General features: G+C 73.3%; 11 protein-coding genes. 8 read left to right on the forward strand and 3 right to left on the reverse strand.

Annotated features, from left to right (window positions below):
- Positions 1-78 precede the first annotated feature (78 nt).
- A complete protein-coding gene (locus ACLQ26_RS05580; protein ID WP_425743390.1) occupies positions 79-1,221 on the forward strand; it encodes an MBL fold metallo-hydrolase in 1,143 nt (380 codons plus the stop codon).
- Between the two features lie 23 nt (positions 1,222-1,244).
- Here ACLQ26_RS05580 and ACLQ26_RS05585 read toward each other — a convergent pair whose 3' ends face one another.
- The gene (locus ACLQ26_RS05585) at positions 1,245-2,756 is read right to left on the reverse strand and encodes a deoxyguanosinetriphosphate triphosphohydrolase family protein (protein ID WP_425743391.1); all 1,512 of its coding nucleotides are present in this window, start codon (positions 2,754-2,756) and stop codon (positions 1,245-1,247) included.
- Positions 2,757-2,880: 124 nt separating this feature from the next.
- Here ACLQ26_RS05585 and ACLQ26_RS05590 point away from each other — a divergent pair, with 124 nt between their 5' ends.
- The 3 genes from ACLQ26_RS05590 to ACLQ26_RS05600 all read left to right on the forward strand — a co-directional run bounded on the left by ACLQ26_RS05590 (position 2,881) and on the right by ACLQ26_RS05600 (position 6,906).
- A complete protein-coding gene (locus ACLQ26_RS05590) occupies positions 2,881-5,358 on the forward strand; it encodes a Tex family protein (RefSeq protein ID WP_425743392.1) in 2,478 nt (825 codons plus the stop codon).
- A 175-nt stretch (positions 5,359-5,533) separates the two neighbouring features.
- A complete protein-coding gene (locus tag ACLQ26_RS05595; protein WP_425743778.1) occupies positions 5,534-6,415 on the forward strand; it encodes an aminoglycoside phosphotransferase family protein in 882 nt (293 codons plus the stop codon).
- A gap of 23 nt (positions 6,416-6,438) precedes the next feature.
- The gene (locus ACLQ26_RS05600; RefSeq protein ID WP_425743393.1) at positions 6,439-6,906 is read left to right on the forward strand and encodes a hypothetical protein; all 468 of its coding nucleotides are present in this window, start codon (positions 6,439-6,441) and stop codon (positions 6,904-6,906) included.
- Here the strand turns inward: ACLQ26_RS05600 and ACLQ26_RS05605 are convergent.
- Complete coding sequence (locus ACLQ26_RS05605; protein ID WP_425743394.1) at positions 6,836-7,783, reverse strand: DUF389 domain-containing protein; 948 nt, start codon at positions 7,781-7,783, stop codon at positions 6,836-6,838. The genes ACLQ26_RS05600 and ACLQ26_RS05605 overlap by 71 nt on opposite strands.
- 181 nt (positions 7,784-7,964) lie before the next feature.
- Here ACLQ26_RS05605 and ACLQ26_RS05610 point away from each other — a divergent pair, with 181 nt between their 5' ends.
- From ACLQ26_RS05610 to ACLQ26_RS05625, 4 genes are read left to right on the forward strand one after another with little or no spacing between them, the layout of a single operon-like run.
- On the forward strand, positions 7,965-9,149 hold the full coding sequence (locus ACLQ26_RS05610) for a DegT/DnrJ/EryC1/StrS family aminotransferase (RefSeq protein WP_425743395.1): 1,185 nt from the start codon (positions 7,965-7,967) through the stop codon (positions 9,147-9,149).
- A complete protein-coding gene (locus ACLQ26_RS05615; protein WP_425743396.1) occupies positions 9,146-9,811 on the forward strand; it encodes a sugar transferase in 666 nt (221 codons plus the stop codon). Before ACLQ26_RS05610 ends, ACLQ26_RS05615 begins: the two co-directional genes overlap by 4 nt.
- Positions 9,808-10,455, forward strand: a complete 648-nt coding sequence (locus ACLQ26_RS05620) for an acetyltransferase (protein ID WP_425743397.1) — start codon at positions 9,808-9,810, stop codon at positions 10,453-10,455. The genes ACLQ26_RS05615 and ACLQ26_RS05620 overlap by 4 nt, the downstream gene beginning before the upstream one ends.
- Positions 10,452-11,672, forward strand: a complete 1,221-nt coding sequence (locus tag ACLQ26_RS05625) for a glycosyltransferase (protein ID WP_425743398.1) — start codon at positions 10,452-10,454, stop codon at positions 11,670-11,672. The genes ACLQ26_RS05620 and ACLQ26_RS05625 overlap by 4 nt, the downstream gene beginning before the upstream one ends.
- Positions 11,673-11,766: 94 nt before the next feature.
- Here ACLQ26_RS05625 and wecB read toward each other — a convergent pair whose 3' ends face one another.
- On the reverse strand, positions 11,767-12,891 hold the full coding sequence (gene wecB, locus ACLQ26_RS05630) for a non-hydrolyzing UDP-N-acetylglucosamine 2-epimerase (RefSeq protein ID WP_425743399.1): 1,125 nt from the start codon (positions 12,889-12,891) through the stop codon (positions 11,767-11,769).
- Positions 12,892-12,904 lie beyond the last annotated feature (13 nt).

Consider the following 12,904-nt stretch of genomic DNA (forward strand, 5'->3'; position numbering starts at 1 on the left):
CCCGGTGCGGGCCACCGCCGGGGCGGGAAACGCCACGGGGAACTACCGTGTACTGCGGGACACGGCGGAGGGACGGCGATGGCGGCAGCGAAACGCACGGACGGGCAACGGTCGCTCGGGCGACGGATGCGGGGAACGGCAGGGCTGGCAGCGCTGGCCGGCCTGGCCTGGGTGGCCCGGGACGTGCCGGCGGCGCTCGGCGGTCGGCTCGCCGGCGCCCGCGCCGAACGGGCTGCCCGCTCGCCGCAGTTCCGCGACGGCACCTTCCACAACCAGGCCGACACCCGCACGATGACCGCCGAGCCGGGTCGCAACCTGGTCCGCGAGCTGATCTTCGGCAAGCAGAAGCGGCGTCCCACCGCGCCCGTGCCGCTGCTGCGGCCCAGCGCGCCGCCCGCCGCCGACAGCGCCGACGAGCTGAACATCATCTGGTACGGCCACGCCTCCGCGCTCATCGAGATCGAAGGTCGGCGGGTGCTGCTCGACCCGGTGTGGAGTGACCGCTGCTCCCCGTCCGGCCTGGTCGGCCCCCGGCGACTGCACGAGCCTCCGGTACGCCTGGACGAGCTTCCGCCGCTGGACGCCATCCTGATCTCGCACGACCACTACGACCACCTGGACATGCCCACCGTGCGGGCGCTGGTGGCCGGGCAGTCGGCGCCGTTCCTGGTGCCGCTCGGCGTGGGCGCACACCTGGACCACTGGGGCGTGCCCGCCGACCGGATCATCGAGCTGGACTGGTCCGAGTGCCACCGGGTCGGCGGGCTGGAGATCACCGCGACCGCCGCCCAGCACTTCTCCGGCCGGGGGCTGCGCCGCGACGGCACGCTCTGGAGTTCCTGGGTGGTCGCCGGGGCCCGGCGCAAGGTCTTCTACACCGGCGACTCCGGCTACTTCCCCGGGTACGCGGCGATCGGCGCCGAACACGGACCGTTCGACGTGACGCTTATGCAGATCGGCGCGTACGACCGGGCGTGGCCGACCATCCACATGTTCCCGGAGGAGGCGGTCGACGCCCACGTCGACCTGCGCGGCGGGCTGTTCATCCCGGTGCACTGGGCGACGTTCAACCTGGCGCTGCACGACTGGTCCGAACCGGTGAACCGGCTCTGGGCGGAGGCCAAGGCCCGCGACGTCCGGCTCGCCGTGCCCCGCCCCGGCGAGCGGGTGGTGGTCGACGAGCCGCCCGCGGTCGACGGTTGGTGGCAGTCCGTCGCCTGAACCGGGTCAGAGCCTGAGTCGGGTCAGAGCACGAACGCGTCGGTCCACAGCGCGCCGGAGCGCCCGGACAGCGCATCCAGCATGGCCACCGCCTGTCCGTCGGTGAGCTGCGCCACGAAGTCCACGATGGCGCGGCCCCGGGCACGGCCGATCCGGTGCGGCGTACGCGGGTGCAGCTCCGCCTCGGCCAGCTCGACCAGGTCGTGCAGCCGGCGAGGCAGCCGGGACTCCTCCTCCGGGTCGAGCAGCCACTCCCACAGGGCCTCCACCAGGGTGCCCAGCAGCCGGGCCTGACCACGCTGGTGCAGGGCCAGGTCGGGGCGGGCCAGCACGAACCGGTGGTGAACGAACTTGAGCACCTGTACCTCGTGCCACTGGGCGCAGCCCAGCAGCACGTACCCGGAGCGCACCGACGGCTGGTCGGTCACCGTGATCGCCTCGACGAAGCGGGTGGACCAGCGGGCGGAGAACCGCGACACGTACTGCTCCGCCTCGATCGAACCGTCGAACGGCATCGCCAGCAGCCCGTCCACCAGCTCCTCGCGGACGTGCTCGACGGCGGCGGCGAACGCGTCGTCGTCGGCGATCCAGGCGTCCTTGCGGTGCAGCTGGCGGCGGAGCCGCTCGATCGCCGCTCCGGGCCGCCGGGCCGCCGTGGCCAGTGCCGCGTCGGTGATCGCCCGGAAGTGCCCGCTCTCGCGCTGCCAGGCCATCAGCTCGGCCGACACCGCACCCTGCTGGAGCACCCCGACCCGGTAGAAGTCCTCCACGTCGTGGATGGCGTACGCGATGTCGTCGGCGGTGTCCATGACGGACGCCTCCACGGTCTGCTGCCAGTCCGGGATGCGGCCGGCGAACGGCTCCCGGGCCTGGCGCAGGTCGTCGAGCTCGGTCCGGTACGCCCCGAACTTCAACGAGCCGCTCTCCGGGTCGTCCGGCGGCGGGGTGGCGCCGCGGGGCGGCGGGTCGAGCAGGCGGGGGTGCGGGTCGGGGTAGTCCAGCCGCGTCCACGGGTACTTCAGCATCGCCGCGCGGACCGCGGCGGTCAGGTCCAGCCCGGTGGTGGCCGCGCCCCGGATCTCGGTGCTCGTGACGATCCGGTACGACTGCGCGTTGCCCTCGAACCCGTCGGCGAGGCCGAGGCGCTGGCGGGCGAGCCGGTCGAGAACCCGCTCCCCCAGGTGCCCGAACGGCGGGTGGCCGAGGTCGTGGGCGAGCGCTGCGGCCTCCACCACGTCCGGGTCGCAGCCGCCGAGCTTGTCCAGCAGGTCGCGCCACCGGTCGTCTGCCGTCAGGCGCTCGGCGATGGCCCGGGCCACCTGGGCGACCTTCAGGCTGTGGGTGAGCCGGTTGTGCACCAGCAGCCCGGAACCGACCGGGCTGATCACCTGGGTGACCCCGCCGAGGCGGGCGAAGAACGGCGAGCCGACGATCCGGTCCCGGTCGGCGCGGAACGGGTTGGCCGTGAGGTCGCCGAGGGCTCGGGCGCTGCCGCCGAAGAGCCGCCGGGCGCGCGGCTCCGCAGGTGATTCCATGATCGCCACGCTAGCGCAGGCCCGCGGGGGCCGCGGCCGGTCACCCCGGCCGGGCGCGGCGACAAGCGTCGGGGTGGCCCGGCAGAATGCAGGCGGTACCCACTCCCGAAGGCGGATCGAGATCGTGACCCAGTCTGTTCATCAGCGGATCGCCGACGAGCTCGGCGTGGCCGAGCGTCAGGTGCGGGCGGCCGTGGAGCTGCTCGACGGCGGCGCCACCGTGCCCTTCATCGCCCGCTACCGCAAGGAGGCCACCGGCCTGCTCGACGACACCCAGCTGCGCACCCTGGAGGAGCGACTGCGCTACCTCCGCGAGCTGGACGAGCGGCGGGCCGCCGTACTGGAGTCGATCCGCGGCCAGGGCAAGCTGGACGAGGCCCTGGAAGCACAGATCATGGCCGCCGACTCGAAGTCGCGGCTGGAGGACATCTACCTGCCGTACAAGCCGAAGCGGCGGACCCGCGCGCAGATCGCCCGGGAAGCCGGGTTGGCGCCGCTGGCCGAGACGCTGCTCGCCGACCCCAGCCAGGACCCGAAGGTCACGGCCGCCGGGTTCGTCGACGAGGAGAAGGGTGTCGCCGACGTCGCCGCCGCGCTGGAGGGCGCGCGGGCGATCCTCATCGAGACCTTCGCCGAGGACGCCGACCTGATCGGCACGCTGCGCGAGCAGATGTGGTCGCGGGGCCGCCTGGCCTCCCGGGTACGCGAGGGCCAGGAGACGGCCGGCGCCAAGTTCTCCGACTACTTCGACTTCTCCGAGCCGTACCCGAGGCTGCCCTCGCACCGGATCCTGGCGATGTTCCGGGGCGAGAAGGAGGGCGTGCTCGACCTGACCATGGAGTCGGAGGAGGCGGGTGAGGCGGATGCCGCACCGACCGGTCCGAGCCGGTACGAGGCGGTCATCGCCGGCCGGTTCGGGGTGTCCGACGCGGGCCGTCCGGCCGACCGCTGGCTGACCGACACGGTCCGCTGGGCGTGGCGTACCCGGATCCTCATCCACCTCGGCGCGGACCTGCGGATGCGGTTGTGGCAGGCGGCCGAGGAGGAGGCTGTCCGGGTCTTCGCCACCAACCTGCGGGACCTGCTGCTGGCCGCGCCGGCCGGCACCCGGCCGACGATGGGCCTGGACCCGGGCCTGCGGACCGGCGTCAAGGTGGCAGTGGTGGACGCCACCGGCAAGGTGCTCGCCACCGACACCATCTACCCGCACGAGCCGCGCCGGCAGTGGGACGCGTCGGTCGAGACCCTCGCCCGGCTGGCCGGCGCGCACGGCGTGGAGCTGATCGCGATCGGCAACGGCACCGCCTCCCGCGAGACCGACAAGCTCGCCGGTGATCTGATCGCCCGGCACCCGCAGCTCAACCTGACAAAGGTGATGGTCTCCGAGGCCGGCGCGTCGGTCTACTCCGCCTCCGCGTACGCCTCGCAGGAACTGCCCGGGATGGACGTGTCGCTGCGCGGCGCGGTCTCCATCGCCCGCCGCCTCCAGGATCCCCTCGCGGAGCTGGTCAAGATCGACCCACGGTCGATCGGGGTCGGCCAGTACCAGCACGACCTGTCCGAGGTGAAGCTCTCCCGGTCGCTGGACGCGGTAGTGGAAGACTGCGTCAACGCGGTCGGGGTGGACGTCAACACCGCCTCCGCGCCGCTGCTGACGCGGGTCTCCGGAATCGGCGCCGGGCTGGCCGAGAACATCGTGCTGCACCGGGACGCCAACGGCCCGTTCCGCTCGCGGACCGAACTGAAGAAGGTGGCCCGGCTCGGGCCGAAGGCGTTCGAGCAGTGCGCCGGCTTCCTGCGCATCCCCGGCGGGGACGACCCACTGGATTCGTCAAGCGTGCACCCCGAGGCGTACCCGGTGGTGCGGCGCATCCTCGCCAGCACCGGCCAGGACCTGCGCGCGGTGATCGGTAAGAGCGCGATCCTGCGGGGACTGCGGGCCACCGACTTCGTCGACGACCGGTTCGGCCTGCCCACCGTCACCGACATCCTCGCCGAACTGGAGAAGCCGGGCCGTGACCCGCGGCCGGAGTTCCGCACCGCCACCTTCGTCGAGGGGGTGGAGAAGATCGGTGACCTGACGCCCGGGATGGTGCTGGAGGGCGTGGTCACCAACGTGGCCGCGTTCGGCGCGTTCGTCGACGTCGGTGTGCACCAGGACGGTCTGGTGCACGTGTCGGCGATGTCCCGGACGTTCGTCAAGGACCCCCGCGAGGTGGTGAAGTCCGGCGACGTGGTCAAGGTCCGGGTGCTCGACGTCGACGTACCCCGTAAGCGGATCTCCCTGACCCTGCGTCTGGAGGACGAGCCGGCCGCCGCCGGTGGCGGGCGGACGAGCCAGGAGGGTCGAGGCGGCCCGGCGCAGCGCGGACCACAGGGCGGCCGCGGCGAGTCCGGCGGACGCGGCGGCCAGGACGGCCGAGGCGGGTCCGGCGGACGCGGCGGCCAGAGCGGTTCGGGTGGCCAGGGCGGGTCCGGCGGACGCGGCGGGCAGGGTGGCCGAGGCGGGCAGGGTGGCCGAGGCGGGCAGCAGCGCCAGGGCGCGCCGGCGCCGGCCAACGACGCGATGGCCGAGGCCCTGCGCCGCGCCGGACTGGCCTGATCCGTCGACCTCGCGCGGTGCCGTCCAGATCTTGGACAGTTTCCGTTCCGCCCCGCGAACGGAAACTGTCCAAGATCTGGAGCTGAGCTGAGCTGAGCGGCGCGGGAGCGCGGCGCGGCGGCCGGAAATCGGCTCGCGCGGGGGTGGGCGCCGGAGTGATGATCTCGCGGTGAGGATGCATGCCGACCAGGTGGACGTGCCCGTGGACGTGGTCGCCGGGCTGGTGGCCGCGCAGTTTCCCCACTGGCGGGGCCTGCCCATCCGCCCGCTCCCCTCGGGGGGCACCGTGCACGCCCTGTTCCGGGTCGGGGCGGAGGTCGTGCTGCGGTTCCCGCTGCGCCCCGAGGCCGATGCCGACCTGCGCGCGGAACTGGCGCGGGAGCAGGAGTACGCAGTGCTGCTCGCCGCGCACCTGCCGGTCGCGGTGCCCGAGCCGCTCGGCCTGGGCGAGCCGGGCGACGGGTACCCCGGGCCGTGGGCGGCGTACCGCTGGATTCCCGGTACGACGGCGCAGCTCGACCGGGTCGGCGATTCGGACATGTTCGCCAGTGACCTGGCCGCCGTCGTGGTGGCCCTGCGCGGCATCGACACCGGCGGGCGGTCCTGGCCGGGAACCGGTCGGGGCGGTCCCCTCGCCGACCAGGACGCGGACGTGCGGGCAGCCCTGGCCGTCAGCGGCGAACTGACCGACACCGCCGCGCTGGCCGAGCTGTGGGGCCGGTGCCGGGATGTCCGCCGCGATGGCCCCGACGTGTGGATCCACGCCGACCTGATGCCGGGCAACCTGCTGGTTCGCGACGGTCGACTGGTGGCGGTCATCGACCTCGGCACGGTCGGAGTGGGCGACCCGGCGGTGGATCTGATGCCGGCGTGGAACCTGCTCGAAACGGGGTCGCGGGAGACGTACCGGCGGGCGTTGGGTGTGGACGACGCCACCTGGGAGCGGGGGCGCGGGTGGGCCCTGGCGCAGGCGATCAACGCGTTGCCGTACTACGTCGAGACGAACCCGGTGATGGCGGGCATCGCCCGGCACACCCTGCGGGCCGTGCTCGACTGAGTCGCGTCGCGTACCGTCGGCTCGTGGGTGAGGGCGACGGCCGCGAGTGGCGGGAGCGGCAGCAGCGGGCGGTGCGGGCGCACGCCGACGCGGAGGCGCGGCGGCGGGCCGCCGAGCAGGCGCAGGCGGCGGAGTTGGTGGCCTGGTTCGTGGCCGAGGCGACCCGGCGGGGTCTGCCCACCACGCGGCTGGTCGCCCGGGGCTACGACGGACGCGGTCGCTACCGGACCCGGTTGACCGGCTGGTACGTCGACCGGGCCGGGACCCGGGCGGTGGACACGGCCGGTCGGTTCCACCTGCTGACCGTGCCGGGTGGCCTGCGGGCCCGGTTGTTCGGCGTCGACCCGCAGCCCAGCCCGGCGCCGCTTGTCGTCGGGGCGGGAGGGCGCGACGGCGAGTCGATCCCGCTGCGGACGCTGCTCACCCGGTTGCTTGACGACGGGACCGACGACCCAGGTTCCACCACCAGAGCTGCTGCACCAGAAGCGTGAGCAGCCCGGCCAGGACTATCGCGCACAGGTTGATCACCAACTGGAGGGCCGAGCCGCCGGCCTCGCCCCACACGCCGTAGGCGGCGGCGACCGCCACGTTCGCCGCGGCGGGCACTGTGGTCACCGAGATCAGCACCCCGACCAGGCTGCCCGACTTCTTCGAGGTCAACGAGAGCATGCCGGCGACCCCGGCGAGCAGGCCGACGACCCAGGACAGCGCGTCCGGTCGCCAGATGAAGTCGGTGAGGGGCCGCTTGGCGAGCAGCATCTCCTCGCTCACCAGACCGGCCGCGGTAAGCGCCCAGGTGCTCAGCACTGTCGCCACCATGGCCGCCAGGAAGCCCACGGTCAGGGCCTGTACCGATCGGCCGATCACCGACAGTCGGCGGCGTAGCAGCGCCACGCAGAGCGCGGCGAGGGGGCCGAACTCCGGCCCGACCACCATCGCCCCGACGATGAGGATCGGCTGGTCCAGCAGCACACCGATGCCCGCGATCATGGTGGCCACCACGATCAGCACCAGGTAGGTGCCGGACAGTTCGGTCTGCTCACCGGTCTTCGCGGCGATCTCGTCCCAGACCACCGCGTCCGCGCCGCTGCCCGGCGCCCGCTCGGCCGCGCGGTCGGCCGCCGCCGAGATGGTCAGTTCGACGTCGTCGGCGGCGATGCCGCCGCTGGTGTCCACCCCGATGCGCTGGAGCCCGTGCAGCACCCCGTCGGCGCTCTCCCGCACCACGTCGCAGAGGACGAGGTCGCCCTTCGGCTGCCGTGCCACACCGGGCAGCACTGCCAGGTGGGTCACCCCGGCGTTCGCGGACAGCAGGTCGACGACCTGGTCAGACCGATCCGGCGGGACGATCACCCTCAGGTGCAGCACTCGTTCTCCCTGGTGTGGACGTACCGCGGCGGGCAGCACTCTACCGGCCGCGCCGTGGCGTCGGAACGCGAAGGCCGATCGGGTAGAAACGGAGCAGGATCGGCTAAACCGCCCATCCACCGCTATAGCGGCTGCTACAACCATTGTGGTCTTTCAGCACCTTTGATCGGAGGCGCCGTCCGTGGATCTCATCCACCACCGTCCGCCCGAGGCGCGCGGGGGCGGCCCGGCTGTCACCGACCCGGTCTTCCTCTCCCCGCCGGACGTCGGCGAACTGGAGGAGTCCTACCTGCTGCGCGCCTTCCGCGCCGGCCGCTTCGACCCCGAGGGCCCGGAGTTGGGCGCGTTCGAGCGGGAGATCGCCGCGCGGGTCGGCGTCGGGCACGCGCTGGGGCTCTCCTCCGGCACCGCCGCGCTGCACCTGGCGCTGCTCACCGTCGGAGCCGGACCCGGTTCGGTGGTGGTCGTGCCCACCCTGACATTCGCCGCCACCGCCAACGCGGTCACCTACACGGGCGCCGAACCGGTCTTCGTCGACTGTGACGCGGCCACCGGCAACCTCGACGTCGACCTGCTCTCCGACCTGCTCGGGCGACTCGCCGAGGCCGGCCGGCGGGTCGCCGCCGTGCTGAGCGTGGACATCAACGGTCGGTGCGCCGACTACGACAGGCTGCTGCCGCTGTGCGCCTCGACCGGCGTACCAGTCGTCGAGGACGCGGCACAGGCCCTCGGCTCCACCTACCGGGGCCGACACGCCGGCACCCTCGGCCGGGTGGGGATCTACTCGTTCAGCCACAACAAGGTGATGACCACCTCGGCCGGCGGGATGCTCGTCTCCGACGACCCCGCCCTGGTGGCCCGGGCCCGCCACCTCGCCACCCAGGCGCGCGAGCCGGTGCCGCACTACGAGCACCGCGACGTCGGCTACAACTACCGGCTCAGCACGCTGCTGGCCGCCCTCGGCCGGGCGCAGCTCAGCCGGCTGGACGCGATGGTCGCCCGACGGCGGGCGCTGCGGGACCGGTACGCCCAGCTCTTCGCCACCGTGCCCGGCACCCGGATCCTCGGCGCCGGCGACCCCGGCTCCAACTGCTGGCTGACCTCCGTGGTGGTCGAGCCCGAACGTGCCGGCTGGCAGGCCGGTCACCTGGCCGAGCACCTGGTCGCCCGCGGCGTGGAGAGCCGCCCCATGTGGAAACCGATGCACCGCCAACCGGTGTACGCCGACCAGCCGGCCGCCCTGACCGGGGCAGCCGACCGCCTCTTCGCCTCCAGCCTCTCCCTGCCCAGCGGCTCCGCGCTCACCGACGACCAGGTCGACCGGGTGTTCGCGACGATAAGCGAGTTTCTCCAGGAGCACCGATGACGAGCGGAACCCGCCCCTACGACGCCCTCAAGCGCGCGCTGGACGTGCTCCTGGCCGCCACCGGTCTGCTGCTGGCAGCCCCGGTGCTCACCGCCGTGGCGCTTGCCGTGCTTGTCACCATGGGCCGGCCGGTGCTGTTCCGGCAGGCCCGGCCGGGTCGGCACGGCCGATTGTTCGACCTGGTCAAGTTCCGCTCGATGACCGTCGGCGGCGAGGACTGCGCGCCGGCCAACGACGGCGAGCGGCTCACCCCGTTCGGCAGGTGGCTGCGGACCACAAGCCTGGACGAGCTGCCCCAGCTGTGGAACGTGCTGCGCGGCGAGATGAGCCTGGTCGGGCCGCGTCCGCTGCTGCCGGCGTACCTGACCCGGTACACGCCCGAGCAGCTCCGCCGCCACGACGTCCGACCCGGCATCACAGGCCTCCAGCAGGTCTACGGGCGCAACGCGTTGAGCTGGGAGGAACGGTTCGCGCTCGACGTGCGTTACGTGAGGCACCGGTCGCTCGCGCTGGACCTGCGCATCCTGCTCCGCACGGTACGGATCGTGCTGCGCCGCGAGGGCATCACGGCGCCGGGCGTGGCCACCGCCCGCGAGTACCTCGGCCCGTCCGAACTGGCCACCGCCGGCACCGGTCACGCTCCGACGACGGGTCGCCGGTGAGCCTGGACATCGTCGTCGTCGGCTGCGGAGGCCACGGCCGGGAGGTGCTGGGCATCGTCCGGGCCGTCAACGCCGCCACCGGCGGGGACCCGGTCTGGCGGGTCCGTGGCTTCGTCGACGACCGGCCCAGCGAGGTCAACCTGAAGCGGGTACAGCGGCTGGAGGTGCCCTACCTGGGAGGTACTGCTCGTCTCGCCGACCAGCCCGCCGGCACGTACCTGGCGCTGGGCATCGGGGACCCGGCCTCCCGGCGGACGGTGGACCGGCGGGTGGCCGCCCACGGACTGCCCGCGGCGGTGCTGATCCACCCGGACGCGACGGTCGGCCCGGACGCCGTCTACGGCGAGGGCCTCATCGCGTTTCCCGGCGCCCGGGTCACCACGAACGTCACGCTCGGGCGGCACGTGCACCTCAACCAGAACAGCGCCGTGGCACACGACTGCGAGGTCGGGGACCACGTGTCGGTAAACCCGCTCGGCGCGGTCTCCGGCGACTGCCGGCTGGGCGACGGCGTGTTGATCGGAGCGGGCGCGGTGGTGTTGCAAGGGCTGCGGGTCGGGGCCGACGCCACAGTCGGCGCGGGCGCCTGCGTGGTTCGGGACGTGCCGGCCGGCGTCGTCGTCAAGGGAGTCCCGGCCCGGTGAGCGCGATCGGCGCCTCCGGTGGCCCACGCGTGGGCCACCCGCACGGTGTGCGCCGGCTACGGATCGCGGTACTGGTCAAGACCAACGCGGGCGGGACCTGGCTGCTGCCCCAGGTCGACGAGTTGCGCCATCGCGGCCACGAGGTGACTGTCGTGCTGCCCGCGGGCGCCGGCCGGCTGACCGACGAGTTGGAGCGCCGGGGCGTCGAGGTGCTGCCGTCGCCGTACGACTTCACACTGGGGTGGTCGGCGCCGATCGGGCTGCTGCGACTGCGGTCGCTGCTGCGTCGGCTGCGCTCCGACGTGGTGCAGTACCACCTGATCGCCTCGGCGTACGCGGTGCGACTGGCCACGCTGGGCCTGCCGGTGCGCCGGGTGCACATGGTGGCCGGCCCGGCGTACCTGGAGTCGCGGTTGGTCCGCTCGGTGGAGCGGATGCTGTGGCGGCTCGACGACGTGGTGGTGTGTGGCTGCCGGTACGCCTCCGCCCGGTACGGGGAGCTGGGCTGTCCGCCGCAGCGGCGACCGGTCGCCGTGTACGGGGTGGACACCGACGCGTTCAGCCCGGACGCCACCGGTCCGGACCAGCGGGCGAAGCTCCGCGCCGAGCTGGGCATCGACCAGTCCGCGTTCCTGGCGGTGCTGGTCAGCTACGTCTACCCGCCCAAGCGGCTGGTCCACTCCGGTCGCGGGGTGAAGGGTCACGATGTGCTCCTGACCGCCTGGCGGACGTTTCGCCGTCGACACCCGGACGCGCACCTGCTGCTCGTCGGGGGCGGCTGGACGGCCGCCGGGGAGAGCTACCGGCGGCAGCTCGGGGATCGCTTCGGTGTCACCGACGATCCGGCTGTGACCTGGGTGGAATCCGTCCCGGACGTACGACCGTGTTACGCCGCGGCCGACGTCAGCGTCTCCCCGTCGCTCTGCGACGGACCGGGGGCCGCGGTGGAGGCCGGTTCGATGGGCGTACCGAGCATCGTCAGCGGGGCCGGCGGCCTGCCCGAGGCGGTCACCGACCGCTCCGGTTGGGTGGTTCCGCCGGCCGACCCGGCGGCTCTGGTGGACGCGCTCGACGCGGCGTACCGCGCCTGGGCCGGCGGCACGTTGCGCCTGCGCGGCCGGTTGGCCCGTCGGCACGTGCTGGCGTCCTTCGACGACCTGGGGGCCGCGGCGGAGGTGGCCGACATAGTGGAGGACGTGGCGGCCCGACGGCGCTGAGCGCTGCGCACGACGGCGTCGTGCACAGTGGCGCTGTGCACGACGGCGGGCGGCCGGTGGCCGGTCCCGCCGGACCACCGACCGCCCCCGCGCGTCAGTGCCGGATGCCGGCCCAGTCGTGGTGGCGGCGCACGGTGGAGAGGATGAAGTCGACCACCCGCCGGGAGGTGTCGGGCACCTGGTAGTCGACCGGACAGGGCACGCCCTGGGCGGCGACCTGGGCCACCGTCACCTCGACCGCCTCGACGACCCCCTGCGGGTCCAGGCCGGTCATGATGATGCCACCGGCGTCGAGCGCTTCCGGGCGCTCGATCGACTCGCGCAGGGTCACCGCGGGGAAGCCGAGGATCGCCGCCTCCTCGCTTATCGTCCCGCTGTCCGACAGCGTGCAGTACGCCGCGGTCTGCAGGTGTACGTAGTCGAGCAGGCCGAACGGGTCGTGGAAGGCGATGCCGTCCAGGGCGGTGGCGTCCGGGGCGAGCGCCTCCAGGCGCTTGCGGGTGCGGGGGTGGGTGGAGACCAGCACCGGGAAACCCCACCTGTCGCGGACGGCCACGAGACAGTCGAGCAGCCGCTGGAGCCGGTCGGGCCGGTCCACGTTCTCCTCGCGGTGCGCGCTGACCAGGAAGTACCGGCCTCGGTCGAGTTCCAGCTGACGCAGGATCGTCGAGCCGGCGATCGGCGCCCGGTAGTGCTCCAGGACCTCCCGCATCGGCGAGCCGGTGTGCAGGATCCGGCGCGGGTGCAGACCCTCGGCGAGCAGGTTGCGCCGGGCGTGTTCGGTGTAGACGAGATTGAAGTCGGCCACGTGGTCGACCAGCCGGCGGTTGGTCTCCTCCGGCACGTTGAGGTCGAAGCAGCGGTTGCCGGCCTCCATGTGGTAGACCGGCACCCGCATCCGGCGGGCCATCAGGGCGGCGATGCAGCTGTTGGTGTCACCGAGGACCAGCAGGGCGTCCGGCCGCACCTCGGCGATCGCCGCCTCCATGCCGACAAGTACCCCGCCGAGCACCCGGCCCAGCGAGGACGTGTCGACGCGCAGGAACCGGTCCGGTTCGCGCAGGCGCAGCTCGGAGAAGAACACGTCGGAGAGGCTGCTGTCCCAGTTCTGCCCGGTGTGCACCAGCACGTGGTCGACCGTCTCGTCGAGCCGGGCGAGCACCCGGGACAGTCGGATGATCTCCGGGCGGGTGCCGACGACTGTCATCACGCGGGTCATGGGGTCTCCCTTG

Origin of the sequence: Micromonospora sp. DT43, assembly GCF_049841645.1 — a bacterium.
Lineage (GTDB): Bacteria > Actinomycetota > Actinomycetes > Mycobacteriales > Micromonosporaceae > Micromonospora.

What these genes read in the sequence shown, in the direction of transcription:
- ACLQ26_RS05580 (WP_425743390.1), top strand. Translation starts at nt 79, where the DNA reads ATGGCGGCAGCGAAACGCACGGACGGGCAACGGTCGCTCGGGCGACGG.
- ACLQ26_RS05585 (WP_425743391.1), bottom strand. Translation starts at nt 2,756, where the DNA reads ATGGAATCACCTGCGGAGCCGCGCGCCCGGCGGCTCTTCGGCGGCAGC.
- ACLQ26_RS05595 (WP_425743778.1), top strand. Translation starts at nt 5,534, where the DNA reads ATGCATGCCGACCAGGTGGACGTGCCCGTGGACGTGGTCGCCGGGCTG.
- ACLQ26_RS05615 (WP_425743396.1), top strand. Translation starts at nt 9,146, where the DNA reads ATGACGAGCGGAACCCGCCCCTACGACGCCCTCAAGCGCGCGCTGGAC.
- wecB (WP_425743399.1), bottom strand. Translation starts at nt 12,891, where the DNA reads ATGACCCGCGTGATGACAGTCGTCGGCACCCGCCCGGAGATCATCCGA.